General features: G+C 42.8%; 23 protein-coding genes. 6 read left to right on the top strand and 17 right to left on the bottom strand.

Going from position 1 to position 25,054, the window contains the following annotated elements:
- The first annotated feature begins 34 nt into the window (after nucleotides 1-34).
- Nucleotides 35-2,455, top strand: a complete 2,421-nt coding sequence (locus V6M43_RS15990) for a transglycosylase domain-containing protein (RefSeq protein WP_332736986.1) — start codon at nucleotides 35-37, stop codon at nucleotides 2,453-2,455.
- Between the two features lie 113 nt (nucleotides 2,456-2,568).
- On the opposite strand, the gene V6M43_RS15985 is transcribed toward V6M43_RS15990, so the two are convergent.
- The 15 genes from V6M43_RS15985 to V6M43_RS15915 all read right to left on the bottom strand — a co-directional run bounded on the left by V6M43_RS15985 (nucleotide 2,569) and on the right by V6M43_RS15915 (nucleotide 17,644).
- Nucleotides 2,569-3,888, bottom strand: coding sequence for an OmpA family protein (locus V6M43_RS15985; protein WP_332736984.1), 1,320 nt, complete (start codon nucleotides 3,886-3,888; stop codon nucleotides 2,569-2,571).
- Between the two features lie 53 nt (nucleotides 3,889-3,941).
- Entirely contained in the window at nucleotides 3,942-4,388 is a 447-nt protein-coding gene (locus tag V6M43_RS15980) for a septal ring lytic transglycosylase RlpA family protein (protein WP_052323822.1), read from the bottom strand.
- Between the two features lie 4 nt (nucleotides 4,389-4,392).
- Complete coding sequence (locus V6M43_RS15975) at nucleotides 4,393-6,066, bottom strand: L,D-transpeptidase family protein (RefSeq protein WP_332736981.1); 1,674 nt, start codon at nucleotides 6,064-6,066, stop codon at nucleotides 4,393-4,395.
- A 90-nt stretch (nucleotides 6,067-6,156) separates the two neighbouring features.
- A complete protein-coding gene (locus V6M43_RS15970; protein WP_332736979.1) occupies nucleotides 6,157-6,450 on the bottom strand; it encodes a DUF952 domain-containing protein in 294 nt (97 codons plus the stop codon).
- Between the two features lie 21 nt (nucleotides 6,451-6,471).
- A complete protein-coding gene (locus V6M43_RS15965; RefSeq protein ID WP_332736978.1) occupies nucleotides 6,472-7,470 on the bottom strand; it encodes a chorismate synthase in 999 nt (332 codons plus the stop codon).
- Nucleotides 7,471-7,545: 75 nt separating this feature from the next.
- Nucleotides 7,546-8,826, bottom strand: coding sequence for a 3-phosphoshikimate 1-carboxyvinyltransferase (gene aroA / locus V6M43_RS15960; protein WP_332736976.1), 1,281 nt, complete (start codon nucleotides 8,824-8,826; stop codon nucleotides 7,546-7,548).
- 13 nt (nucleotides 8,827-8,839) lie between these two features.
- A complete protein-coding gene (aroB, locus tag V6M43_RS15955) occupies nucleotides 8,840-9,859 on the bottom strand; it encodes a 3-dehydroquinate synthase (RefSeq protein ID WP_332736971.1) in 1,020 nt (339 codons plus the stop codon).
- Nucleotides 9,860-9,878: 19 nt separating this feature from the next.
- On the bottom strand, nucleotides 9,879-10,970 hold the full coding sequence (locus V6M43_RS15950) for a chorismate mutase (protein WP_332736969.1): 1,092 nt from the start codon (nucleotides 10,968-10,970) through the stop codon (nucleotides 9,879-9,881).
- Nucleotides 10,971-11,023: 53 nt separating this feature from the next.
- A complete protein-coding gene (locus V6M43_RS15945) occupies nucleotides 11,024-11,938 on the bottom strand; it encodes a prephenate dehydrogenase (RefSeq protein WP_332737118.1) in 915 nt (304 codons plus the stop codon).
- Nucleotides 11,872-13,056 carry a pyridoxal phosphate-dependent aminotransferase gene (locus V6M43_RS15940; RefSeq protein ID WP_332736968.1) on the bottom strand — a complete coding sequence of 395 codons (1,185 nt, stop codon included), beginning with the start codon at nucleotides 13,054-13,056 and terminating at the stop codon, nucleotides 11,872-11,874. Before V6M43_RS15940 ends, V6M43_RS15945 begins: the two co-directional genes overlap by 67 nt.
- Nucleotides 13,053-13,883 carry a prephenate dehydratase gene (locus V6M43_RS15935; protein ID WP_039128258.1) on the bottom strand — a complete coding sequence of 277 codons (831 nt, stop codon included), beginning with the start codon at nucleotides 13,881-13,883 and terminating at the stop codon, nucleotides 13,053-13,055. Before V6M43_RS15935 ends, V6M43_RS15940 begins: the two co-directional genes overlap by 4 nt.
- Nucleotides 13,884-14,109: 226 nt before the next feature.
- A complete protein-coding gene (locus tag V6M43_RS15930; RefSeq protein WP_332736967.1) occupies nucleotides 14,110-14,673 on the bottom strand; it encodes a hypothetical protein in 564 nt (187 codons plus the stop codon).
- Nucleotides 14,674-14,718: 45 nt separating this feature from the next.
- Complete coding sequence (locus V6M43_RS15925; protein WP_332736965.1) at nucleotides 14,719-15,888, bottom strand: T9SS type A sorting domain-containing protein; 1,170 nt, start codon at nucleotides 15,886-15,888, stop codon at nucleotides 14,719-14,721.
- 70 nt (nucleotides 15,889-15,958) lie between these two features.
- Nucleotides 15,959-16,777, bottom strand: coding sequence for an N-acetylmuramic acid 6-phosphate etherase (gene murQ / locus V6M43_RS15920; RefSeq protein ID WP_332736963.1), 819 nt, complete (start codon nucleotides 16,775-16,777; stop codon nucleotides 15,959-15,961).
- Between the two features lie 27 nt (nucleotides 16,778-16,804).
- The gene (locus V6M43_RS15915; protein ID WP_332736961.1) at nucleotides 16,805-17,644 is read right to left on the bottom strand and encodes an N-acetylglucosamine kinase; all 840 of its coding nucleotides are present in this window, start codon (nucleotides 17,642-17,644) and stop codon (nucleotides 16,805-16,807) included.
- Between the two features lie 113 nt (nucleotides 17,645-17,757).
- Here V6M43_RS15915 and V6M43_RS15910 point away from each other — a divergent pair, with 113 nt between their 5' ends.
- Nucleotides 17,758-19,347: a S41 family peptidase gene (locus V6M43_RS15910; protein WP_332736959.1), complete on the top strand. Its 1,590-nt coding sequence runs from the start codon at nucleotides 17,758-17,760 to the stop codon at nucleotides 19,345-19,347.
- 128 nt (nucleotides 19,348-19,475) lie between these two features.
- Here the strand turns inward: V6M43_RS15910 and V6M43_RS15905 are convergent, their stop codons facing one another.
- Nucleotides 19,476-19,835, bottom strand: coding sequence for a DUF6249 domain-containing protein (locus tag V6M43_RS15905; RefSeq protein ID WP_332736958.1), 360 nt, complete (start codon nucleotides 19,833-19,835; stop codon nucleotides 19,476-19,478).
- Nucleotides 19,836-20,066: 231 nt separating this feature from the next.
- Between V6M43_RS15905 and V6M43_RS15900 the strand changes: the two genes are divergently transcribed.
- From V6M43_RS15900 to V6M43_RS15885, 4 genes are all read left to right on the top strand, one after another.
- Nucleotides 20,067-20,651 carry an RNA polymerase sigma factor gene (locus V6M43_RS15900; RefSeq protein WP_332736956.1) on the top strand — a complete coding sequence of 195 codons (585 nt, stop codon included), beginning with the start codon at nucleotides 20,067-20,069 and terminating at the stop codon, nucleotides 20,649-20,651.
- Nucleotides 20,652-20,681: 30 nt separating this feature from the next.
- Complete coding sequence (locus tag V6M43_RS15895) at nucleotides 20,682-21,200, top strand: anti-sigma factor family protein (protein ID WP_039128237.1); 519 nt, start codon at nucleotides 20,682-20,684, stop codon at nucleotides 21,198-21,200.
- A gap of 109 nt (nucleotides 21,201-21,309) precedes the next feature.
- Nucleotides 21,310-22,365 (top strand): phosphotransferase enzyme family protein, encoded by a 1,056-nt coding sequence (locus V6M43_RS15890; protein ID WP_332736952.1) that lies wholly within the window; start codon nucleotides 21,310-21,312, stop codon nucleotides 22,363-22,365.
- A gap of 28 nt (nucleotides 22,366-22,393) precedes the next feature.
- Nucleotides 22,394-23,842 carry a Gfo/Idh/MocA family protein gene (locus V6M43_RS15885; RefSeq protein ID WP_332736950.1) on the top strand — a complete coding sequence of 483 codons (1,449 nt, stop codon included), beginning with the start codon at nucleotides 22,394-22,396 and terminating at the stop codon, nucleotides 23,840-23,842.
- Between the two features lie 71 nt (nucleotides 23,843-23,913).
- On the opposite strand, the gene V6M43_RS15880 is transcribed toward V6M43_RS15885, so the two are convergent.
- Nucleotides 23,914-24,996 carry an amidohydrolase family protein gene (locus V6M43_RS15880; RefSeq protein ID WP_332736948.1) on the bottom strand — a complete coding sequence of 361 codons (1,083 nt, stop codon included), beginning with the start codon at nucleotides 24,994-24,996 and terminating at the stop codon, nucleotides 23,914-23,916.
- Nucleotides 24,997-25,054 lie beyond the last annotated feature (58 nt).

The following is a 25,054-nucleotide window of genomic DNA, read 5'->3' as shown; positions in this document are numbered from 1 at the left end:
TTTGAAATATCATTTACCAAGTCATTGATCGTATATGAAACAAACAGTCCGCGTTTTCTGGAAGATTTTCTTTATTGGTTTCGCAGCATTTGCCCTACTTCTCCTGATGATCTATATGGGGGTATTTGGAAAACTCCCTTCTTTGAGTGAATTGGAGAATCCCACCATTCTACAAGCTACTGAAGTATACGCTGCGGACGGTACATTGATGGGCAAGTATTTCAGGGACCGTGGAAATCGAAGTAATGTAGATTTTCGGGATATTTCAAAGCATGCCATAAATGCGCTTGTGGCAACTGAAGATGAAAGGTTTTATGATCATTCTGGAATCGATGGAAAAGGTGTTATTCGTGCAGTTGCCTTCTTAGGAAGTAAAGGCGGTGGCAGTACCATTACACAACAGCTTGCGCTGAATATGTTCTCGGAGAGGGCCAGGAATCCTATAACCCGGGTGATTCAGAAATTGAAAGAATGGATCATTGCCATTAAGCTGGAAAGAAATTTCACCAAACAGGAAATATTAGCGTTATACCTTAATGTAGTACCATTCAGTGACAACATGTATGGCATCCGAAATGCGTCTCTTACCTTTTTCAGCAAGGAACCTGACCGCTTAAACATCGAAGAATCTGCTGTTCTTATAGGGATGGTGAATGGACCAACCATCTTCAATCCGCGTCGCAACCCCAAATCAGCATTGATGCGAAGAAATCATGTTATCACCAAAATGGGAGAGAATAGTTTTATCACTGAAGAGGAAGCCAGCAAGATCAAATTAAAGCCAATCGTTTTGAACTATAAACGAATGGATGAGAATACTGGTCTGGCCCCTTATTTCCGTGAAGTGCTGCGTGATGACATCAAGCAATGGTGTAAAAACAATACAAACCCTGCAACAGGTGACCCCTACGATATATATAAAGATGGGCTTCGAATTTATACCACTATAAATCCAAGGATGCAGATTTATGCGGAAGAGGCAGTAGCCAAGCATATGCCAGTGCTTCAAAAAGCTTTGAATGCACAAAACTCCATCAAAAAAGGAAAAGTTTGGGAAGGACGTAATGGAATCCTGGAAACTGCCATGAAAAATACCGACAGATGGAAAAACGGCCAGGAAGATGGCATGACTGATGCAGAACTCAGGGCCAGCTTCAAACAGAAAGTTCCGATGAAAGTTTTCGCATGGAACTCACGCAGGCAAAAAGACACCGTGATGACTCCTATGGATTCCATCAAATACCATCGTCAGATGTTACAAACATCTTTTATGGTGATGGATCCTGTAACCGGAGAAGTAAAGGCCTGGGTTGGCGGTATTGATTTTAAGACCTATAAATTTGATCATGTAAACCTCAATACAAAACGCCAGGTAGGTTCGGCCATCAAGCCTTTTCTTTATTGCCAGGCTATTGAAGAAGCCGGGTTTACGCCTGAAACCCCAGTGGAGAATGTGGTACAGAATTTCCCGGGATTTGGTCTTGTTCCTGCTAAAGGTGAGTGTAAAGGCAATACCGTAAGTATGGCCAGCGCACTTACCTATTCAATGAACTGCGCAACCGCTTATATAATGAAACAAATCGGCCCAAAGCGCTTTGTCGAATTCCTGAATAATATCAATATCAAAAGTAAGATGGATCCTTACCCATCAATCTCTCTTGGTGCGGTGGATCTTTCAATGTTTGAAATGTTATACGGTTATACCATGTTCGCAAATCATGGTTTCAGTACCAAACCAACTTATATTACCCGCATAGAAGACCGTAATGGAAATGTGCTTGAGAGTTTCCAGACCAAGATGAACCAGGTGATAAGTGAATCATCAGCTTATACAACAACTAAAATGCTGGGCGGACCGGTAGAAATTGGAACTGCAGCAGGTTTAAGGGCAAGGTTGGGCGCCGCTGAAATGGCTGGTAAAACAGGTACAACCAATGATAATGCAGATGCCTGGTTTATTGGATTCACTCCGCAATTGCTTGGAGGAACCTGGATTGGGGCAGATGACCGATTCATCCGCCTGGAAAGTGGATTAGGTTATGGTGGCCAGGCAGCAAGGCCAATCTGGGAAACTTTCTTCCAGAAAGTTTATGCAGATAAAACACTCGGTATTGATAAAGATGCACGATTTGCCCAACCTGAACAAATGCGGGAAGAGGCACTTTATGACTACATGAATATCATTGACCAGACGCCTCCTCCAGGCGCTGAGGGTGAAGACCAGGGTAATGGAGCAGCAGATCAGTATATGATGGAACCTGATACCAACAATGTTCCGGTAGATTCTGAACTGGATGAAGAAGAACAAAAGGTGCTGAAGGAAGCTAATCAAAAAAAGGATGAGAAGAAAAATGGCAAGAATCCCACTACACCACCACAGGAAGAAAAGAAGAAAGGATTACTTAGAAAGATATTCGGCGGAAAGAAGGATAAAGAGAAGGATAATGAGTATTGAGAGGAGGCAATAGGCAAAAGGCAATTGACAATAGACAATAGAAAGTACATAGAAATAAGAGAGCCCACCATAATGGTGGGCTCTCTTATTTTATCACAACTTAAACTTTGTAATTATTGGCTAACCTTGAACTCAACGCGACGGTTCTTAGTACGACCGGCAGCAGTTTCATTGTCTGCAATTGGTTGGTCGGGACCGAAGCCAGCTGTTGACAAGCGCTCTTCAGCAACACCTTTTTTAACGAGGTATGCTTTAACTGATTCTGCACGTTTAACACTCAGGGTCTGGTTCATCTCAGCTTTACCTGTATTATCAGTATGACCAGCTATCTCAACCTTAAGCTGCGGATACTGCTCATTAAGTATACGCGCGGCTTTATCAAGCTCTTTCCTTGCAGCAGCTGTAAGATTTGAACTACCGGTAACGAACTGAACAGCGCTTGCATTGAATTTAGAAGCTTCCAACAATGGGCAACCTCCATTTTCTGCCGGACCTGCGAGGTCAGGACAGCGATCTTCCTCATCGTTAACACCATCATTATCACGGTCAGGGATAGGGCAACCCTGATAACGGGCAACTCCTGCCACTGTAGGGCATTTATCTTCTTCATCATTCACGCCATCGCCATCACCATCCGGGATAGGACAACCCTGATAACGAGCAATACCAGGAACAGTCGGACATTTGTCATCTTTATCAGCAATGCCATCACCGTCCTGATCGGGGCAGCCATTAAGAGCTACAAGACCTGGAATATCAGGACACGCATCCAGAGAGTCTACAACCGTATCATCATCTTTGTCGATATCAACAGGTGGTGGTGGTGGAGGAATTACTTTAGGAGCTCTTGGTTTTCCTATATTTCCTGCAAAACCGATACTGTGATAGAAATGATTTGATGTAGTGTTGGTAATCTTCATGCGGTACTGAGAATTGACCATGAGGAAGGCCTCATCGAAAAAACTTACCTGAAGACCAAGTCCAACGGGCATGATAGCACCATAGTAACCTTTCCACTTAGAAGCGCCCAGGCCAGCAGAAATATATGGTACAACCCAGTATTTATCAGTCAGCATCTTAGCATGCACCATCGCATCCCATTCAAGAAGTGCAGCATCGTCACCTGAGGCCATTTTGCCTTCAAGTGGATAATCAAGGAAGGACACACCAAGTGTAGTTGAGAAATCAAGTTTACGGGTAACACCTTTCATATAGTTTGCCGCAAAGCCGAAATTCATATCACTAAATTTGCCCCATTGATTGTCTTTTAGAACTGAACTTAGTGAAGATGCTTTAATTCTCTGCGGAGTCTGGAAGTCATTTCCAAAAAAATGAATTCCCAGGGCAGGCCTCTTAATTTCATCATTCTCCTGGCTGTAAGCAGCAGAGAACAAGCTGAACAGGGCCAGCAACGAAAACATAATTTTCTTCATAATGGTAGTTTATAACTGCGGCAAAAATAGAACCTTGGATGCTAACTGGGAAATTATTTATTGATAGCCGTTAGTTCTGCAGGCTTTTTCTTTCCCAGCACCTCTAGCTTAACTTTGGTTAATCCTCTGGAAGTGAAGCCGAGTTTTTTTGCTGCAGCACCTGACATATCCACCAATCTTGTATTATTATGATGAAGTCTGTCATTCACTTTTACGATCACACTACGTCCATTTCTTTGATTAGTGACCTTAATCCATGTTCCAAGCGGAAGACCGTTGTGAGCAGCCGTTAATTTTTTATGGTTGTAAATTTCACCATTCGCAGTTCGCCGGCCATTGAATTTGGGTGAATAATAGCTTGCAATGCCATACTGAACTTTCGCATTGTTAAGTTTCCGTTTCTTTTTTACAGGTGTTTTGGAATTGGCACCTGTCTGGGCCACAACTACTCCTGTGTAGAGCAGGCTCATGGCCAGCAGGATCCGGGGTAAGAATTTCATAGTATCAGTTTATTGGTTTGGATTTAAAATACCGTTCTGCCAGTATTTTATCCTCTGAATAAATATCATCCAGAAACTGTAGTTTACCATCAATGGCATCTACTGTAAAATACCGGATATATATAGGTACATTTTCGAAATCAGAAATCACATGCTTTTCCTGTCTGCCAATCCATGACCGAAGCGTATCGGGGTGATATCGGATTTCATCATTTCTGGTGATAAAATGTGCCAGCTTCTCCCATTCCTTTACCCGAACACAACCATGGCTTAATGCCCTGTTATTCTTTTCAAATAATCCTCTCGCATTGGTATCATGCAGGTAAACACTATACTTATTGCGAAAGTTGAATTTCATCAGTCCAAGTGAGTTATCATCTCCTTCCCTCTGCCTGATAAGATACGGAAAATATTTTTCATTAAGTTTCGACCAATCGATGGCGGCTGGATTGATAACACTATCATATCTGTCAACAACCATGAGATTCTGTTGTTGGAGATAGGAGATATCTTTTCTTATTTTAGGCAACATCTCCTTAAATATAATGCTGTATGGTACTGTCCACTGCGGATAGGTAATGATGTTGGTGATCTGGCTGTTCAATACGGGTGTACGTGTTTTTGCAGCTCCAACTATTACTTTTGATTCAAGAGCAATTGTATCCATATCCACCACTGTTAATTTATAGGCAGGCAGGTTAACCCAGATATACGTTGAAGGCATTTTTGCGGGTAATTGCCTGTAACGGTCGAGGTTAAGTGCCAACTGCTGAAACCTGAACCAATCAGTATTGTTCATATTTGCGATGGTGAGCGCTGCTGCCACCCCAGTATTACGAATTCCATTTTGCTTCTGGTATTTCCTTACTGCTTCAATGTAACTGAGGCTGTCAGTTTCATTCCATCCTGTTGAAAGGATACCTTCTTCCTGCAATCTTTTAGCAACTTCACGGATGAGCGCCAATGAATCCGGATTTGGATAACGGACATATGTATACTGGCGGAAATCAGCAGTGTCGAGAAATGAAGGAATGGCCTCCCTTATTGCCTTGTAGCCAGGATGAGAAGGTTCTAAAGTTTCAAGTAAACTTCTAACTGTTGAACTGGTAGCTGCCTGCCTGAATAAGGAAAGGAGATTTGAGGTATCAAGCTGTTGGCCATTATTTATAGTGATACTATCTTTTGGTAAGTGGCCCATCTGCAGATGCCTGCCAATTTCCAGGAAGGCATCCGATAAGAGCAGATCAGCCCGCCCCCATAGGGCTATGTTTTTCCTGGAAATACTATCTGTAACAATGTTATTTCGGATCTTCAGTAATGTATGGAAATGATAATCGGATGGAAACAATCCAAGCTCCCTACTCTTACTGATTAGAAAAAATAATGAATCCCCGGCCGCAGTCCACCTGTCTGCCACGCTCCAGAATGGTTTGAATTCATTTCCTTCGTAAAGAGTACTTAATAGATTGGAATGGGAAATCAGGTTCGAATCATTCAGCTTTCCATTATTGGATTTGATATAAGCGATTAATTCCTGTAACTGTTCATGAATTTTCCGTTGCACCTCTTCCGGTTTTTCTGCTATAACAACTTCATCAGGGGGGCGGGACGGTTTCTCAGCGCAGTATTGCATCAAAAAAAATGCAGCTAAAAGGCAGGGGATCAATACAGGTTTCATTGATAGGATATTCAAATTTCAATATACAAGATAATATTTCATGATTATAATGCATACCTATCCCCTGGAAAAACCTGAAAACGGAAAATGTTAAGGTTCGCGGGTATCAATCACAGCTTCAATATTGATTGGCCCATAAATATGGGGAAAGGTGTCCTGGGTAGAAGGAGACCATTCGAAAATCAGTGGACTACTGAGTTTTTCCGGATCAATTATAAGTTTAATGAGGCCATTTTGTCCGGTATAATATCTTTCAAGAACTCCAGGGATCTGTTCCTCGTGCGATGCATGAATGAATCCTTCTTCCTTTAGAGATTGCGGTTCGTACGAACCTTTAGCAAGGGCTTCTTCCCATCTTTTGCGGGTAGTTATATGATAAATCATCCTATACTTTTTGGAATTTAATTATTGTGCATGAATCCTATCGATCTTTCCCGCAAGCATAAGCAGGTCGGCCAATACCATTGCTGTAACTGCTTCCAAAACTACAGGAACCCTGAGTGCAATACACAGATCGTGTCGACCCTTTACGGAAAATGCTTCCAGCTGGCCAGTTTCCCAATTCAATGTTTGCTGCTCTTTTGGCGTTGATGAAGTAGGTTTAATGGCAATCCGGAAAACAAGTTCATTTCCATTGGAGATTCCTCCCACCACACCACCTGCATGATTGGATGCTGTTTTACCTGAACTGTCAATTATCGGATCATTGTGTTCGGCACCAAACATTCTGGCAGCTGCGAATCCAGTACCGAATTCAATACCACGGACTGCAGGAATAGAAAAAACTGCATGACTAATCAATGATTCCACCGAATCAAAAAAAGGCTCACCCAGCGAAGCAGGGAGTCCGGAAACCCTGCATTCTACTATACCCCCTATTGAATCTTTGGCATCTATTGCTTTCTGAAGGCCTGTATCAAGATCAGCCTCCCCTCCTATCTCTAGTATTGTTGACTGTATGGTAATATTTCCCAATACCTTTTTTGCCACTACGCCCGCAGCAACCAATCCAACTGTCAATCGACCACTAAAATGCCCGCCACCACGGAAATCTTCGAAGCCTCCGAATTTCTGGTGTGCCACAAAATCTGCATGACCGGGCCTTGGAACAGACCGCTGTTTTTCATAATCGCCCGAGCGGGTGTTTTTGTTTTCAAATAATATGGTCAATGGGGCTCCGGTTGAACGCCCATTGAACAATCCTGTCTGGAAGAGAGGAATATCATCTTCTTTTCGGGGAGTAGTCCCTTTCTGCACTCCCCCTTTTCTTCTTTCTATATCAACAAGAAAATCCTCTGCTGAAAGAGGAAGACCAGCAGGTATGCCATCGAGAACAACACCTACTACAGGTCCATGAGATTCTCCAACTATTGTAACTCTGAATAATTTTCCGAATGCATTCATCTTGTTTATTTTAATGTGTCTGACATATGTTCTTAGGAAGTTCGAACATATGTTTGAACGTGTGACGAATATATGTCAGACACCTAATTTGAGCGTTGCTCCCAATTGGGAGAGGTGGTCAAAAAAAGACGGGTATGATTTGTTAATAGCCTCTGCCTGTTCTATAGTAGTTGTTCCGGTTGCTCTTAAGGCTGCCACAGCACCTGCCATTGCTATCCGGTGATCATGGTGTGAATGTAATGCCGCACCATGCAAACCTCCGCCTCCTTTTATGATCATCAGATTTTCCTGTAATTGAATATCCAAACCCATTTTTCCAAATTCTTCCTGGAGGGTCAATGCCCTGTTACTTTCTTTATGTGCAAGTCGTTCAACCCCTTCAATTACAGTTGTGCCATCGCAATATGCAGCAAGGGCAACTAGTGGTGGAAACAGGTCGGGACAATCAGTGGCATCAAAATGAAATGCTTTTAGCGGCATTGGCCGGAGGCTTACCCGATTGGTCTCAACACTGATTCCAGCACCTGAATCCATGAGTGCCTTCAGGATTGCCTTATCGGCCTGTGTGGAAAATGTATCCAATCCCCTTACAGTTATTTCACCTGCAATTGCACCTGCCACTAACAAAAATGCCGCACCGCTCCAATCTCCTTCTACAGTATATTCCCTCGAATTAACCAGGTTATTTTTGAGTCCATTATTATTAAAGTAAAATGACTCGTAATTTCTGTTTTCCGGTACTGGCAGACCGAAGGACTCCATAACGGAAAGGGTCAGGTCAACATAGGGTTTGCTTTTAAGATTGGTTACACGAATGGAAACATCCCTTGCACCAGATGCCGCATAAGCCATAAGCATACCTGTAAGGAATTGGGAGCTAAGTGAGCCGTCAATTGTAATATTCTGAGGTGTAAGTGGGCCTTTCACAATTATCGGAAGCCGGCCATCATTGGTGCTAACGTCTACGCCTACCTGTGGAAGTACCAGATCAAAAAAATCCATTGGCCTTGTTACAAGACTTCCCTCTCCTGTGATAGAAATAGCGGTATTATTCATGGCCACGAGAGGTGTAAACATGCGTATGCCGAGGCCACTTTCACCACAGTGCACCCTGTTTTCACGAGCCCGGATACCCGAACTTTCAATAATAATATCAGCACCATCTTCATGAACGTTTGCGCCGAGTGCCTTTATTACTTCAAGGGCCGCATTATCATCATTTGAGTTACCCCGATTATGAAGCCTGGTAGTGCCTCCGGCAGCAAGAGCTGCAGCACATGCCCTTTGCATGGAACTTTTGGATGCAGGGGCAATTACGTCTCCATTTAGTTTGGAGGAATGTATCGTAGCGATCATGAATTAAAATGCGTTAAAATTGTTCAATTATCTTTTTCACTTCACTTATAGGAAGTGTTTGCACTACTCCTTTTCCGATACGCTGTAAAAGGATGTAATGAATCTCGGATCTTTCTCTTTTTTTATCATGCAAAAGCACGTCGAATGCTTTGACCTTATCAAATTTCGCATAGGTTGGTAATCCATATTTCGCGATAAGGTCAACTACTTTTTCAGCGCTTCGAAAACCAAGCATAGATGCAGACAATTGTGAAGCGTAGGTCATCCCAATGGCTACTGCCTGGCCGTGTGAAAGTTCAAATTGGTTTTCCAATGCATGCCCGAGTGTGTGACCGAAGTTCAGCAATTTGCGATCACCCTGTTCTGTTTCGTCGGCCTGTACAACTTTTGTTTTAAGCATCACATTGCGGCGAACAAGTGCAGCGAGTGCGGCTTTTTTCATCCTGTACCAATCAATATTCTTCTCAGCAAGTTCACGGAACATTACGGCATCACGAATACAAGCATGTTTGATGATTTCTGCAAATCCATTTTGCCATTCCGCCTCGGGCAGCGTTTTCAGGAGTGATACATCGAAGAATAAAAAGTCTGGCTGCCGGATCGTGCCAACAAGATTTTTAAATACCCCAACATCTATCCCATTCTTACCACCAATGGAAGCATCCACCATCGCCAGCAAACTGGTAGGAACAAAGCCAACCCTTATACCACGCATATACACAGCAGCAACATAACCTGCAAGGTCTGTTATCACACCACCGCCAATTCCAACAAGTGTGGTCTTACGATCTGCATGCATTTCTATTAGAGAGTGAATGACTCCATCAGCTGTTTGCTGAATTTTATATTCTTCACCTGGTTTCAGGACGATGGTATTCCAACCCTTGAAGTATTTCTGGTATTGTTTGAAGATATTTTCATCGGTCAGAATTACCGAATACTTTTTATCCGCAACCTGGCCAAGTTTAGAAAGTGAAGCATCAAAGTAATATTCAGTTATTGTATTACCGATCCTGATTTTTTTCTTTTCCATTCTTAATTAACGCTTTCTCTTAACTATTCATAATCCTGTTCTGGTGGTTAATGCTCTCCATATGAACTGCATCAAAGTAACGCGTAATGAATTCATTACTCAAACCAAGTTTATCTCCTTTCAGGAAGGCCCGATCGAGTATCTCATTCCACCTGTTCGTTTGAAGGATAGTGATATTGTTATTCTTTTTATAGGTGCCGATTTGTTCAGCTATTTTCATCCTCTGACCCAGTATCTGCATCAATTCATCATCAAGGTGATTGATCTGCTGACGCAGTTTTTCCAGAGCTGCGTGAAATGCTGCCGAATCAACATCTTCCCTTCTCCAGATAATGCTGTCAAGCATTTCCGCAAGGCGTTCAGGTGTTACCTGCTGTTTCGCATCACTCCATGCATTATCAGGATCAACATGGCTTTCTATGATCATGCCATCATAATCGAGGTCAACTGCTTTCTGCATAACTTCCAGGAGAATATCTCTTCTGCCACAAATATGTGATGGGTCGTTGATTAGCATCAACTCCGGGTTGCGCCTTTTCATTTCAATGGCCAGATGCCACATAGGGGCATTACGATATTCAGTATTACCATAGGATGAGAATCCACGATGGATCAGTCCAATCTGGTTGATACCGGCTTTAGCTACCCTTTCAACTGCACCCAACCAAAGCTCAAGGTCAGGATTAATGGGGTTTTTGATCAGAACCGGCACATCCACTCCTTTCAGTGCATCGGCAACTTCCTGAACACTGAAAGGATTGACAGTGGTTCTTGCGCCAATCCAGAGTATATCAATATCAAAATGAAGAGCGTCTTCAACCTGTTTCGCAGTGGCTACTTCGATTGCCACAGGGAGACCAGTGATTTTTCTCGCCTGCTGCATCCAGGGCAAACCCTTGGTGCCTATCCCTTCAAAAGAGCCGGGTCTGGTTCTGGGCTTCCAGATACCTGCGCGCATTACATCCACTTTTCCAGTTGCTGCCAATTGTTGTGCAGTTTGAAGAACTTGCTCTTCGGTTTCGGCGCTGCATGGTCCTGCTATGATCAGGGGGCGCTTTGCCCAGGCATCCTGGGTTACCTGTTTCATTGATTTGTTTTCGGTTGCTTGCATTGTATAAAATTAACGTGTTCTGATTTACGATTTATATTATAGTGCTTTGGAGGCTATCCAAGGATTCTCCTGATCTTATTCGCATTCTCAATTAGCTCATGCAGGTATTCATAATTCTCTTTCTCCAGACATGATTTGAATTTGCGCAGTTGAGTGATATGTTCATTGAGTACATCCAGTACATTATCCCTGTTCTGCATAAATATGGGTACCCACATGGCGGAATTACTTTTCGCCAACCGCACAGTGCTCTCAAAGCCAGCACTTGCCATTTCAAAAATTGCCTGGTCTTCCCTTTCCTTCTCCAATACAGTATTGGCAAGTGCAAAGGAAGTAATATGTGAGATATGGCTAACATAGGCCGCATGCAGATCATGGGATACCGCATCCATTTCAAGTAAATGCATACCAATCTTTCGATATAACTGCTTTACCCATTCAACAGCATCTGAATCACTATCAGCGGCATTACAAATTACCACCGCTTTATTTTCGAATGCATGTTTTACAGCTGCCTGTGGTCCGCTATATTCTGTTCCCCACATCGGATGGCTTGCTACGAACCGGCCCCGTTTTGGATGAGCATCTGCGATTCGGATCAGCTCAGATTTGGTTGAACCAGCATCAAAAACAATCTGCTGGTCAACCTGATCTAAAACGGCTGCGAGCATGTCAACCATTTTATCAACAGGTATCGCGAGAATTACAACTTCTGCCCATGCAATAGCCTCATCCAATGGAAGAATTTCATCAACCAGTCCCATTTCTAATGCCCTGGCGGCATGTTCAGAATGGCTTTCCACACCCACTATTCCTGCAGCGAGTCCTTTTTCATTAAGTTGTAATGCCATTGAACCACCTATCAAACCAACACCCACTATGGCTATCCTTTTTCTTTCCATTACAAATTGTTTATTTGTGCTGTTCTGCTTACAATCTTTTTTACTCTGTTGATCGCTTCCATTAATTTTTCTTCCGGACTACAAAGACTCACACGGATATAACCATTGCCTGCGGAACCAAATATTCCTCCCGGTGTAATAAATACATCCGCTTCATAAAGAACTTTATCACTAAGCGCATAACCATCTACGTATTCGTTAGGTATCTTTGCCCAAACAAACATTCCTACCTGATTTTTGTCAAAACTGCAGTTGAGCATTTCCAGCAGGTCAAAAACAAGTTCTCTTCTTTTTCGATAGATGGCGTTGATGCTGTTATACCAATCCTCTCCGAGCTCAAGCGCTTTGGCGGCGGCCAGTTGAACCGGCAGAAACATTCCGCTATCCATATTGCTTTTGAAACGAATGATCTCATCGATCCGTTCTTTTGCTCCCGCCAGCATGCCAACTCTCCATCCCGCCATATTCTGGCTCTTACTAAGTGAATTCAATTCTACCACTACATCCTTAGCCCCTGGTACTGATAAAAGGCTCAATGGTGAATCATTCAAAATGAAACTATAAGGGTTATCATGGCATACCAGAATATTCTTTTCCCGGGCGAAAGCAACGAGCTTTTCAAAGAATGATCGGGAAGGGATCTGGCCTGTTGGCATGTGCGGGTAGTTCACCCACATTAATTTTACCCTTGAAAGATCCAAACGGGCCAAAGCAGCCAAATCGGGTTCCCAGTTTAGATTTTCTTCCATTTCATAACTCACCGGCTTCCCTCCCGCAAGTTTTACGGCACTACTATATGTTGGATATCCGGGATTTGGTATCAATGCTTCATCGCCCTCGTTCAGGTATGTCATACAAATATGCATGATGCCTTCTTTACTGCCTATCAAGGGTAGTATTTCTGATTCAGGATCAAGCTTTACTCCATACCATTTCGCATACCATGATGCCATTGCATTGCGCAGAACTGGAGATCCCTTGTAACTCTGGTATGCATGTACATTGGGCTTTACTGATTCCTCTTGCAACACTTTAATTACATCAGGGTGAGGCGGCAGGTCCGGACTTCCTATTCCAAGGTTGATTATGGATTTACCTGCTTTATTAAGTGAATCGATCTCCCTCAATTTCTGTGAGAAATAATATTCACCAATGCCTTCAAGTCTTCTGGATGTTGAGATCATATTGTTCTTCCGTTTTTGTAGATGCCATAAACCTGCAATGATGCCGTCAGAGGCTTTATGGCTTCAATTATGCTGTTGAATTGCTCAATAGAATCAAATTCCATATCTGCATGAAAACTATACTGAAAATTACTTCCTGGAATAGGAAAGCTTTGAAGCTTACTTAAGTTAATACCACCGTTGGCAATAGTACTTAATACCCTTGCCAGACTTCCCCGGGAATGATCGGTATGGAAATTTACGCTTGCCTTATTCGCCCCTTCCACAGGCAGGTCATCACCTACGCGCCTTATCACCAGGAAACGCGTGTAGTTATTTCGCATCGTATGAATATTGGGAGCAAGGACTTCAAGATCGAAGAGGTCGGCTGCCAGTTTACTTGCTATTGCAGCGGAATGCCGGTTTCTTTTCTGGTGTATATGCTTGGCACTAAGAGCAGTATCTTCGGTTTCCACCAATTTCCAGTTGAATTTTTCCAGGTAGTCTATGCATTGAAGGATAGCCATCGGATGGGAATGTACTTCACGGATATCCTCCAGCTTTACGCCGGGGTTCACCAGCAAATTCTGGCGAATCTGCAGGTAAACTTCCCCCACCACCCTCAGGTTGCTTTTCTGAAGTAGATTGTAATTAGGGAGGATGCTTCCCGCGATGGAGTTTTCAATTGCCATCACCCCGCCTTCACTCTCTTTCTTATTTCCGGCGATCCGAACTACCTCCCGAAAGGTGGCACAGGGAATCACTTCAACTTCCTTACCGAAGAACTGCTGTGCTGCCACCTGGTGGAAGCTTCCTTCATAACCTTGTATTGATACTCTTGTTGCCATAAAAAAACAAAAGTCCCGGCTTTCCTGCCGGGACTCTTTATGTTGGTTTAGTTTGATCTTAATTCCTTGATCTTACACAAAGCATCGCCGGCCTTCTGCCTGTAAAAAAGTAGAAGTAAAAATAAAATCGGCCAAATGACTTTGCTGTGATCATGGAGTAAAAATAACTAATGAATTAATAAGAGAAAAATGTTTTTTCCTTACGATCGTTAGTTTGCAGGCATTCTTATGACAACCTTTTCTGTTGATCCTCGTCTACTTTCCTGAAGAGATGAAAGGGCTTAAAAGTACGCCAGTTGCTGATTTCAACCAGTTCCAGATAACGTTGCAGCTTTGCTTTACGGAAGTCGTACTGGGTTTGTTCAGGCATATTCAGAAGAACAACCCAACCGTTTGCATCAATCATTTCCTCGAACCATTCTTCGTAATAATCACGGTCGCCACTATGAAAATTGAGCACATTCTCAGCGATGATGATAAATTTATGAATTCCGAAAGCCTCAAATTTATCAATGACTTCTCTTTTCAAATTCATAATATCGTTCTCAATGGCATCATTCCATTCGCCCAGCAGTTCGATAATGGCATAACCTTCTTCATAATCAGCCATGATTACTTTCATATATAATGTGCGGGAACCAAACTCATCCCATTGAGGATGGATATAATAGTTGTAAATGGTCTGTGAATATTCGAACTCTGAATAAACACGTCCATGGAAAGGAGATCGTTCATCTTCTTCACTAATATAGATGTATCTCCAATTGTAGAATGGTTCAATATCATGCATAATCAATACCGCAATTACCTTGATGTTAAATTACGGTGTTTCTGATTATTGCACCATCAGTTTATCTGAATAAACAGTACGCGCATTTTTGCCAGTAATCTTAAGTAGATAAACACCTTTAGCCAGAGATCCATCCGCCACAACTTTTTCAACCTGTTTGCCCTGGTTGATAAAAACAACCTGTTGAGTTACAAGTTTACCATTCCAGTCGAACAATTGCAATTCATAACGACCGGCGGGAAGTTCACTGAAACTTACCCGGAAATTTCCATTAATAACGGGGTTAGGAAATACATGTATTGCTTCATTACGTACTATTGCATCCATAAGGTTATTACTCCACGCAACGGGTTTCTGACCAATAACATATGCACTGGCCATATCAGCAACACTCAGAACGGCATTACCCGCATCTATTCGGGTTGCTTTGAGCGTTTTCAGATCTACCGCAAAATAACCATCCTTACTATTGGAACTACCCACAACCATCCTGCCCTGGTCATCAGCTGCCACCCCATTAGTACTGTAGCTTTTTGGAAGACCTGTGATGAGTCCTTTATAGCTTGCGACCCTTGTTTTTATGTCAATAAAAAAAACTGCCCTATTTGCCGTTACGAGGTAGATATCACCATTAATATCTGCACATATATCGCCGCCCCAGCTTATACAACGGTCATGCACAGAATAAACATCATTGCCAGGATTATTTACCAGGGCGCCAAGATCCTGCACCTGTATATCGCCGTTAGTATTGAATCTTACAAGGTGTTTTGCATCATTGGAAAGCGCATATCCATTCCCGCGTGAGTCGATGGTCATTCTTGTGACCTGGCTTCCGATATCACCCATGTCAGCACCAGCTATCAGTTCCTGGCCTGCTATTACACTAATTCCATTGGATGGATTAGCAAGATCAAGGTATCGTAACTGGTTTTGCTGCATCGGGGCAAAATAGAGTCTCTGCCCTTGTTTATCAAGTGCACAAGCTGCCAGCAATTGCTTTGAAGCATCCTGCCCTGCACTAAGTTTTACATGGTTAACTTTCCCCTGAATGGCAGCGCCGATCGCTTTACCTGTTTGAAGGTCCATGAGTTGTAATTGGGTCCAGCTGGTGGGGCCCTGCTGATCTGCAGTAATCGTATAAACAGGAAGCGAACGCTGTGAAAAAGCCACAGAGCTAATAATTGTAAATACAAGCAGGTAAAATTGTCGCATACCAATAGGATTAAGGGGATGAAATGGAGTAAAAGTTACGCAAAATTCCCTGACCACGCAAGTATGGATATCAACTTCTGAATGCGTCAACGGCCTTCTTTACACTACCTGATTGAAGCAGCAATGCCCGCGCTTTATCATAATCAGTGATGCCCAGTTCCTCCATTACCATTCGTGTTCCCCGGTCTACCAATTTCTCATTGCTGAGTTGCATGTTTACCATTTTATTGTCATCCACTCTGCCGATCTGTATCATGACTGCGGTTGAGATCATGTTCAATACCAGTTTCTGTGCAGTACCACTTTTCATCCTGGTGCTTCCGGTTACAAACTCAGGACCTACAACTACTTCAACCGCAATATCGGCATGCTCACTCATTGGCGAGTGGGGATTACAGGCGATTGAGCCTGTGCTGATACCTTGTTCGCGGCAGGCTTTAAGAGCGCCTATTACATATGGCGTTGTTCCACTGGCGGCGATGCCGATGACAACATCCTTACTATTAACAAAGTGTTTTTTCAGGTCCTTCCAACCCTGCTCAAAGCTGTCTTCGGCATTTTCCACGGCCTTTTGGATCGCTTCTTCTCCCCCTGCTATCAGCCCGATAACAAGGCCATAAGGCATGCCATATGTTGGCGGGATCTCACTTGCATCCAAAATACCCAATCGACCGCTCGTACCCGCCCCCATATAAAATAATCTTCCACCTGCCAGCATTTTGTCGGCAATGGTGGTAACTAGTTTTTCTATCTGGGGGATGGCCCTGGCAACAGCGCGCGGCACTTCCTGGTCTTCCTGGTTTATGTTCACCAGTATTTCATTAACCGACATTTTATCAAGGCCATGGTAATTGCTTTCCTGTTCAGTTATTTTTTCAAACGCTGACATGTGGTATCTAGATTGTTCAGTTTTCTGTTATGAGTGATATCGGATCAGTCCCTCCATAGGGTGCTGCAGGATGGTTCCCTGTTCCAGTTCATAGGAATCACAAAGTTGAGTGATAACATCCCTGAAACCAAAAGCCACTCCTCCAACAAAATGTACCGGGTATTTCCAACTCTCCGAATACTTGCAAAGGTGCTGGAAGAAAAAATCATTTAAGCCATCCTCAATAATATTCTCCACCATAAAATGCCCTCTGTTTTCGGCAAGGAATAGAGTGAAACCAGCCAGGAATCTATTTGGTAATGGCTGGGTGTACACTTTATCGAGGATATCCATATCACTTAACTTGTATTTTTCCTCAAAGCGGTATCGTAGCTCCTCGTCAAATGTATTATACATATAATATTGTACAACCTTTTTGCCAAGATATGCTCCGCTACCCTCGTCCCCCAGAACATAACCGAGTCCCGGACTATTCTTCATGATACGTTTACCATTAAAATAGCATGAGTTACTGCCCGTGCCGAGGATGCAGGCTATTCCTTTTTCCTGCAGGCATACTGCCCGGGCCGCACCCATAAGATCGTGGTTTACAGTTATTTCTATATCTGGAAATACCCGCTTAAGTGCTTTTAGGATCATTTTCTGGTTGGCCGGATTCTTACAACCGGTACCATAATAGAATATCGCATCTATTTTATACCTGCTTATTTCCGGATAAAGATCTCTCCTTACCAATTCCTCCACCTGCTGGCCATTGAGAAAGTATGGACTTATTCCAAGTGTGAACAGCGTTTTTTTGAGTTTGCCCTTCTCAACTACACACCATTCGCATTTTGTAGCACCACTATCAGCTATGAGGATTGCCATAAGGTTTTATTGATGGTCAGACGAAAATAAAACTATGTTCGGAAATCGGCGTTATTTATGTATGGTAGCAGGCCCATGGCTGCAATTATGTAATTTGCACCAGAATATTGATTATGAAGCAGAACAAGAAATTACAGGTTTGGCTCCCGCTGCTTTTTGCAGTTGTTATGGTGATAGGCATGGCATTGGGATATAAGCTGCGTGACAATACCCAGGCCGCCCGGAGTTTTTTCCAGTTTTCTGTAAAACGTTCTCCCATCCAGGAGGTGCTTGATCTTGTGATGTTAAAATATGTAGATAAAGTAGATACTGATACCCTCGGCAATGACGCTATCCAGAATATGCTTACACGCCTTGATCCCCATTCGAGTTATATTCCCGCTTCCGACCTTGGAGCCATTACAGAAGACCTGAAAGGAAATTTCCAGGGAATTGGGATTGAGTTCCAGATATTCAGAGATACCGTTAATGTGTTAAATGTTTTGCCGGGTGGCCCCAGTGAAAAGGCCGGACTTGCAGTAGGAGATAAATTCCTTTCAGTAGGAGATAGTGTTGTAACAGGAAACCAGACCACCGAATCGATCAAAAAACTGCTTCGTGGTCCTGCAGGATCGGAGGTTTCAACTACTATCCTTCGTGGAAGGGATCGAAAAACTTTCACCATTCAAAGAGGAACTATACCTCTTCCTTCCTTAGATGCTGCCTATCTGGCAGATTCAGCAACAGGTTATATAAGGCTTAGTAAATTCTCCGAAACAACATATGAAGAATTCATGACCGAACTGGAGAAGTTACAAGGTTTAGGTATGCGTTCCCTCATTGTTGACCTTAGAGGAAACGGTGGCGGCATTTTATCGGAGGCTATCGATATTGCCGATGAGTTCCTGGATGGTGACAAACTGATCGTATATACAGAAGGGGTGAATACTCCCCGTCAGGAATACCGCTCACGCAGAAAAGGGCTTTTCGAAAAGGGAAAGCTGGCATTGCTGATGGACGAACAATCGGCCTCAGCCAGTGAGGTTCTTGCCGGCGCACTACAGGATTGGGACCGTGCTGAAATTCTGGGCAGGCGTAGTTTCGGAAAAGGCCTGGTGCAGGAGCAATATGAATTAAGTGACGGATCGGCACTGCGTTTAACAGTAGCACGTTATTATACTCCTTCAGGCAGAAGCATCCAGAAGCCCTATGACAAAGGGGCGGATGCATATGATAATGATATTATTGACCGTTACCAACATGGAGAATTGGTAAATGCCGACAGTAATAAAGTGTCTAATGGAAAGGCCTATAAAACCAATGGCGGAAAAACAGTTTACGGCGGGGGAGGTATCATGCCGGATCATTTTATAGCTGCCGATACTTCTATACTTTCGAGAAGCGTGAATGCTGTATTTCGCAACAATACACTCAGCAATTTTACCTATTTATATTATATTGGTCATCTGGACCAAATGAAGAGATTCAGTGACGCCGCAAATTTTGCCGAAAGGTTCAGCTGGACCGAAGCCGATTGGAACAGCTTTGTTTCTTTCGCCGCAAAGGACAGTATAACATTAAAAAACCTGCCCGATCTTGATAAGAGTTTTTTACAGGAACGGATGAAGGGATTGCTTGCCCGTTATCGCTGGCGCAATGAGGGATATTACCAGGTAGTAAATAAGGAGGACGATGTGGTGATCAAAGCCCTTGAATTGCTATAATAATTATTTAAGGGATCTGTAAAATAATAAAATGGGCGTCCTGTGTTGGGCGCCCATTGCATTTCCGACGATTTAAGGATAAGGTGTTATGGCTGGAAAAACCAGTTTATGCACCATTGGTAAAATTATCAAAGAGGGATTTCTGTATTCTTATCGAGCAATTCCCGTTTTTCGATCCTGTAAGAACTTATGAGGCCAATTCCACCTCCAATTCCTATAAAGGCGAACCATAGGGCTGGATTTTCATCGTCATGTAATACGTAGGTGGTTATAAAATAGGCCAGCGCAAGGCCAATACCAGCTCCCAGGAGCAATAAACCATTTTTTAGATTACGGTAAGGGGCTGGACGATTGGCAAATTCTTTTGGATTCATTCCTCTTTCAATCATCGCCATATTCTCCCTGCTTTTAATGTATACCAATCCGAAGATCATTGAAAACAGACCCAGTGGAACCAGGATTGGAATTAAAACTTCAGCACTTTGCATAAAACTTGATTTTTATTGTTATTTGTTTGTGTTTGTTCTATTCTATCAGACTACCTCATCCGGATTGAGGTTACAGGGCTGAAGAACTTATTTTTTTCTGGATAACCTGTATACCTGATTAGGACTACCATTTAGTATTTTTGGTTACAGAAGAGCGGATTTTTCTTAAAAAGGATGAAATCACCTACGGCTGTAACCTAAACAAAGCATACAACGTCAAAGATACCAGGAATGCAAACCGGCCTTACAGATATAGAGATCATACAGCAGGTTCTGAAAGGAAATCAGTCTGTTTATGCCAGTTTGGTCAACAAATACCAGAACTACGTGTTCACGATTGTATTAAGATATATAAACAGCAGGGAAGACGCAGAAGAAGTGGCACAGGATGTTTTTGTTAAAGCTTATCGTAGCCTGAGTGATTTCAGGGGAGAAAGTAAGTTCAGCACCTGGTTGTACACTATAACCACCACTAGTTGTATCACTTTCCTGAGAAAGAAGAAGCTGGATGTTCATTCGCTAGACAATGAAAAAGTGATGGCCCATGCCGAAAATATCGATGGCGGGATGCGCGCAAACCAGGTAGAACAGAAATCCAGGGTTACAATGGTGAACCAGGCAATTGCGATGCTATCACCCGATGATGCCCAGGTGATAACCTTATTTTACAAAGGCGAACAAAGTCTTGATGAGATCGCACAGGTTTTAGGGCAGGAAACAAATACGGTAAAAGTGAGGTTACATCGTGCCCGGCAAAGACTTAAAGAGAAAATGGAAAAACATTTCCGGGCTGAGGTCCGTGACCTGGCTATGTAAAACAAATTGAAATAACACAAAACAAATTATATGACCCCGCATCAGAATATTGAGTCCCAGATCTGGGAATACATCGACGGGTTGTCAACACCTGAAGAGCGCAAATTCATTGAGCAACTCCTTGCAACCAACGCCGAATGGAGAGCCAAATACCAGGAATTACTGGAATTCAATTCCAGCCTTGCTGATAATATTGAACTGGAGGAGCCATCTATGCGGTTTTCCCGCAATGTTATGGAAGCGATTGCCACCCACCAGATTGCTCCGGCGGCAAAAACATATATCAATAAAAAGATCATATATGGGATCGCTGGTTTTCTTTTGTCATTGATCGCCGGATTCCTCATCTATGCTTTTGCACAGATCGACTGGAGTTCAGCTTCAAGTAGTGGAAGCAGCAGTTTTGACTTAAGCAGGGTGGATATGAGCAAAGTGCTTAGCAATAACTATATCAATTCATTTATGATAATGAATGTGGTACTTGGTCTAATGTTGCTTGACCGCTACCTGGCCCAGCAACGTCGCGAATGGAAAAAAGGGGACTTGTAACTGCCTCCTGCCTTTGACATCCGTATTTATTTTGAACAATCGGTTGCATACCGTTGAATCAATAGTAAATATTAAGTTAGAGGCAGAATAGCAGACAAGAACAATTCCAATGGCAAGATCTATTTTACCTGCATACCTTGAATATACGGAAGACCTCCAGGCAGAACCTTATGGTTCCGGACTTATTAATACCACCTGGAGAGTATATAATAAGGATTCAGCATACATACTTCAGAAAATTAATGCAGATGTATTTAAAGATCCGGTGAAGATTGCCAGCAATGTCAGGATGATCTCTGATTATCTCCGCCATCATCATCCCGATTACCTTTTTGTTGATCCAATCAAAACACTGGAAAACAAGGATCTTGCATTCATGGAAGGCGATGGTTTCTACCGCCTCACTCCTTTCATTAAAGGCTCTCACACAGAAGATGTGGTCTTAACTGCAGAGGTAGCATATGAAGCGGCAAAACAATTCGGCCGATTCTCAGCTTTACTTGATGGATTCGATGCAAACAAACTATTTATTACCATTCCTGATTTTCATAACCTTAGGTTGAGGTATGATCAGTTTAAAACCGCCATAAAAGAGGGTAATCAGAAAAGGATCCTGAGAGCCGGAGACCAAATCGACTTTATTGCAGCGAATGAACCGATAGTGGATCAATTTGATGCCATCCGCGCAAACCCTGATTTCAGGATCAGGGTTATGCATCATGATACCAAGATCAGCAATGTACTGCTGGATGAAAAAAACAAAGGTATATGTGTAATAGACCTTGATACACTGATGCCTGGATATTTCATCAGTGATGTTGGCGATATGCTGCGAACATATCTTTCCCCTGCGAGTGAAGAAGAAACAGACTTTGATAATATATATATCCGCGAAGAAATCTTTGAAGCGATCGTTAAGGGTTACCTCAGTGAAATGAGATCCGTATTAAGCGATGCAGAGAAAACTTCTATCGTGTATGCCGGTAAATTCATGATCTATATGCAGGCTATTCGATTCCTTACCGACTATTTCAACGATGATACTTATTACGGTTCCAGCTATCCTGAACATAATTTCAACAGGGCAGCTAACCAGATCGATCTCCTCAGCAAACTGATTGAAAAGGAATCGATACTAGATACGCTTCTTCAAAAATTCATTTAATAATAAAAGCCATATAAAATCAAGCAAAATGAGTTCAAATCGGCGAAACTTTTTAAGGAATATCACTCTGGGTACAAGTGCAATAGTAAGCGGACTTCCCGCTATTGCTGGCCAGAGCGATCCGGAATCTTCTATTGACAAGGGTCCTATTCAAGCTGAAAAATCTCCATCATTTAATATGTGCGGATATGCAGCACCTAAGCTCGACAAAGTAAGGATCGGTTTTGTTGGTTTGGGTATGCGTGGGCCGGGAGCCGTAGAACGAATGAGCTTTATTGAAGGTGTTGAAATAAAAGCATTGTGTGATAAATATCCTGACCGGGTAAGTTCTGCGCAGAAGATCCTGGAAAAAGCAGGTTTACCAAAAGCCAAAGAATACAGTGGTGATACGGGATGGAAAGCGATGTGTGAAAGCAAGGACCTTGACTTAATATATATCACTACGCCCTGGGATCTTCATACACCAATTGCAGTTTATGCAATGAATAATGGTAAACATGCTGCAACAGAAGTGCCGGCTGCAATGAGTATTGATGAATGCTGGGAACTGGTAGAAACCTCTGAGAGAACCCGCAAGCATTGTATGATGCTGGAAAACTGTTGCTATGATTTTTTTGAACTGCTGACCTTGAATATGGCCCGGAATGGTCTTTTTGGGGAGGTGTTGCATGCAGAAGGTGCCTATATACATGACCTCGTGTCTCTCAACTTCAATAAAAAAGGATATGCCGATATGTGGCGATTGAAGGAGAATATAAAACATAACGGAAGTCTTTATCCAACACATGGCCTGGGACCAATAGCGCAGTGCATGAATATAAACCGTGGCGATCAGCTTGAACATCTCACTTCAATGTCAACGAATGATTTCACAATGGCAGCAAAGGCAAAAGAACTGGCGGCTACTGATCCTTTTTTCAAACCTTTTGAAAACCAGCGCTACCGTGGAAACATGAATACCACTTTGATCAGATCGGTAAAAGGAAAAACCATCATGGTTCAGCATGATGTATCATCACCGCGGCCCTATTCCAGGATTCACCTTGTGAGTGGAACAAAAGGAATTGCGAGCAAATGGCCTGACCCGGCAAGAATTGCATTTGGGCACGGCTGGATCAAGGAAGCTGAATTCAAATCTCTGGAAGAAAAATACACGCCACCTATTGTAAAACATATAGGAGAGATCGCAAAAAGTGTAGGTGGACATGGGGGAATGGATTTCATCATGGATTGGAGACTGATCGATTGTTTGCGAAATGGACTTCCACTTGACCAGGATGTTTATGACGCAGCACTTTGGAGTTCTATTGTTCCATTATCAGAAAGCTCCGTAAATAACAGGTCAAGGACAGTAGAAATACCGGATTTTACACGTGGCAACTGGATCACCAATGTTCCGGTTAACCTGACATTGGATGGTGGGGCAACCACAACCGTAAGGAAAAAATCTGCCGAAAAAGGCGCGAAACAACTTTAATAAATTAGCAAAAAAAGAAGCCCCTTGCATAACACAAGGGGCTTCTTTTTATCAAGCAATTCTTCTATTGCTTATAATGGAAATTGTGATTTATCGATGCCGGGAATTATTCGAAGGGCATTCTTATAATAGATCTTTTTCAACACCTCATCACTCAAACCCATTCCGTACATTCCCCAAAAGGCATGGTATTTTTTGTGGTAAGGAAAATATTCATCTTCTGTTTCCAGCACCCTGAAATAAGTCGCATATTCAGATGGCACCCAGCTATCTTTACCAAAAAGTATCCTGTCCTGGAATTTATTAAAGAAGTATTTAGCGGCCCGTGGCTGACGGCCCAGCTCAGCAATAACAGCTCCAAATTCCACTACTACATTAGGCATTGCCGTTAGTATGCTATCGAGTTTACCAAGGTTATTAGGATACCAACCAAAGTGGGCGGCAATAAACGTTGTTCGGAAATGCTTGCGGAAAACCCTATGCTGCTCATCAATGAGTTGTTGCCAGCTATATTCTTCATTTTTTTGCTGGCGGCGGGGATGGATTTTTAGTTCCAATAATCTTTCATTGTTATTATCCAGGCTATCCCAGAAAGGAGCCGGATCAGCTGTATGTATCAGCACTGGTATGCGAAGGTCAGCACATGCTTCCCATATGGGCGCAAGCCGGGGATCGTCCACCCCAACCCGTTTGCCATCGGGATCCTTCACAGAAAATCCAAGGTTCTTAAAAATTTTAAGCCCGCTTGCGCCATTCTTTACATCATTCACCAATTGCTTGACGGTGAATTCTGTCCAGCCGGTTTTTCCAAACCCCGAAAAATCAATATTGGCAAATACCAGGAATCGTTTCGAGTTGGCAGATTTGATATTACCTATCTTTTTCTCGAGTGAATTACCGGTTCCACCGCTAAGATTTACCATCACCTGCATATTCAGTTTGTCCATCTCTGAGAGAAGCGGTTCGAGGCTTCCCGAATCCATCCCACGCTGATGATTATGCACATCTATGAAAGGAAATTTAGCCCTTGCAACCGGATTCTCCTTCACCACCAGGGTAGAAACAGGATTATACTGTTCAAAATCAATAGGGCCTTGTTGTGCCTGCGATAGGGTAGTTAACAACAGGCAGGCGGTGAGCAGTTTACTCAACATAATGAAAGCTTTTGGCTTAACCATTCTTATCTTGCAGTTTAATTAAAACCCGAATATA

The sequence above is a fragment of the Flavihumibacter sp. genome, from assembly GCF_036676075.1.
Lineage (GTDB): Bacteria > Bacteroidota > Bacteroidia > Chitinophagales > Chitinophagaceae > Flavihumibacter.
Note: the sequence above shows the minus strand (reverse complement) of the source record. Positions and strands in the feature narration are given on the sequence as shown.

Coding starts and splice junctions, on each gene's coding strand:
- V6M43_RS15895 (WP_039128237.1), top strand. CDS start 20,682: ATGACCCCGCATCAGAATATTGAGTCCCAGATCTGGGAATACATCGAC.
- V6M43_RS15935 (WP_039128258.1), bottom strand. CDS start 13,883: ATGGCAACAAGAGTATCAATACAAGGTTATGAAGGAAGCTTCCACCAG.
- V6M43_RS15880 (WP_332736948.1), bottom strand. CDS start 24,996: ATGTTGAGTAAACTGCTCACCGCCTGCCTGTTGTTAACTACCCTATCG.
- V6M43_RS15970 (WP_332736979.1), bottom strand. CDS start 6,450: ATGATTTATCATATAACTACCCGCAAAAGATGGGAAGAAGCCCTTGCT.
- murQ (WP_332736963.1), bottom strand. CDS start 16,777: ATGTCAGCGTTTGAAAAAATAACTGAACAGGAAAGCAATTACCATGGC.
- V6M43_RS15905 (WP_332736958.1), bottom strand. CDS start 19,835: ATGCAAAGTGCTGAAGTTTTAATTCCAATCCTGGTTCCACTGGGTCTG.
- V6M43_RS15965 (WP_332736978.1), bottom strand. CDS start 7,470: ATGAATGCATTCGGAAAATTATTCAGAGTTACAATAGTTGGAGAATCT.
- V6M43_RS15900 (WP_332736956.1), top strand. CDS start 20,067: ATGCAAACCGGCCTTACAGATATAGAGATCATACAGCAGGTTCTGAAA.
- V6M43_RS15910 (WP_332736959.1), top strand. CDS start 17,758: ATGAAGCAGAACAAGAAATTACAGGTTTGGCTCCCGCTGCTTTTTGCA.
- V6M43_RS15940 (WP_332736968.1), bottom strand. CDS start 13,056: ATGATCTCAACATCCAGAAGACTTGAAGGCATTGGTGAATATTATTTC.
- V6M43_RS15985 (WP_332736984.1), bottom strand. CDS start 3,888: ATGAAGAAAATTATGTTTTCGTTGCTGGCCCTGTTCAGCTTGTTCTCT.
- aroB (WP_332736971.1), bottom strand. CDS start 9,859: ATGGAAAAGAAAAAAATCAGGATCGGTAATACAATAACTGAATATTAC.
- V6M43_RS15980 (WP_052323822.1), bottom strand. CDS start 4,388: ATGAAATTCTTACCCCGGATCCTGCTGGCCATGAGCCTGCTCTACACA.
- aroA (WP_332736976.1), bottom strand. CDS start 8,826: ATGATCGCTACGATACATTCCTCCAAACTAAATGGAGACGTAATTGCC.
- V6M43_RS15885 (WP_332736950.1), top strand. CDS start 22,394: ATGAGTTCAAATCGGCGAAACTTTTTAAGGAATATCACTCTGGGTACA.
- V6M43_RS15890 (WP_332736952.1), top strand. CDS start 21,310: ATGGCAAGATCTATTTTACCTGCATACCTTGAATATACGGAAGACCTC.
- V6M43_RS15990 (WP_332736986.1), top strand. CDS start 35: ATGAAACAAACAGTCCGCGTTTTCTGGAAGATTTTCTTTATTGGTTTC.
- V6M43_RS15925 (WP_332736965.1), bottom strand. CDS start 15,888: ATGCGACAATTTTACCTGCTTGTATTTACAATTATTAGCTCTGTGGCT.
- V6M43_RS15930 (WP_332736967.1), bottom strand. CDS start 14,673: ATGCATGATATTGAACCATTCTACAATTGGAGATACATCTATATTAGT.
- V6M43_RS15975 (WP_332736981.1), bottom strand. CDS start 6,066: ATGAAACCTGTATTGATCCCCTGCCTTTTAGCTGCATTTTTTTTGATG.
- V6M43_RS15915 (WP_332736961.1), bottom strand. CDS start 17,644: ATGGCAATCCTCATAGCTGATAGTGGTGCTACAAAATGCGAATGGTGT.
- V6M43_RS15950 (WP_332736969.1), bottom strand. CDS start 10,970: ATGCAAGCAACCGAAAACAAATCAATGAAACAGGTAACCCAGGATGCC.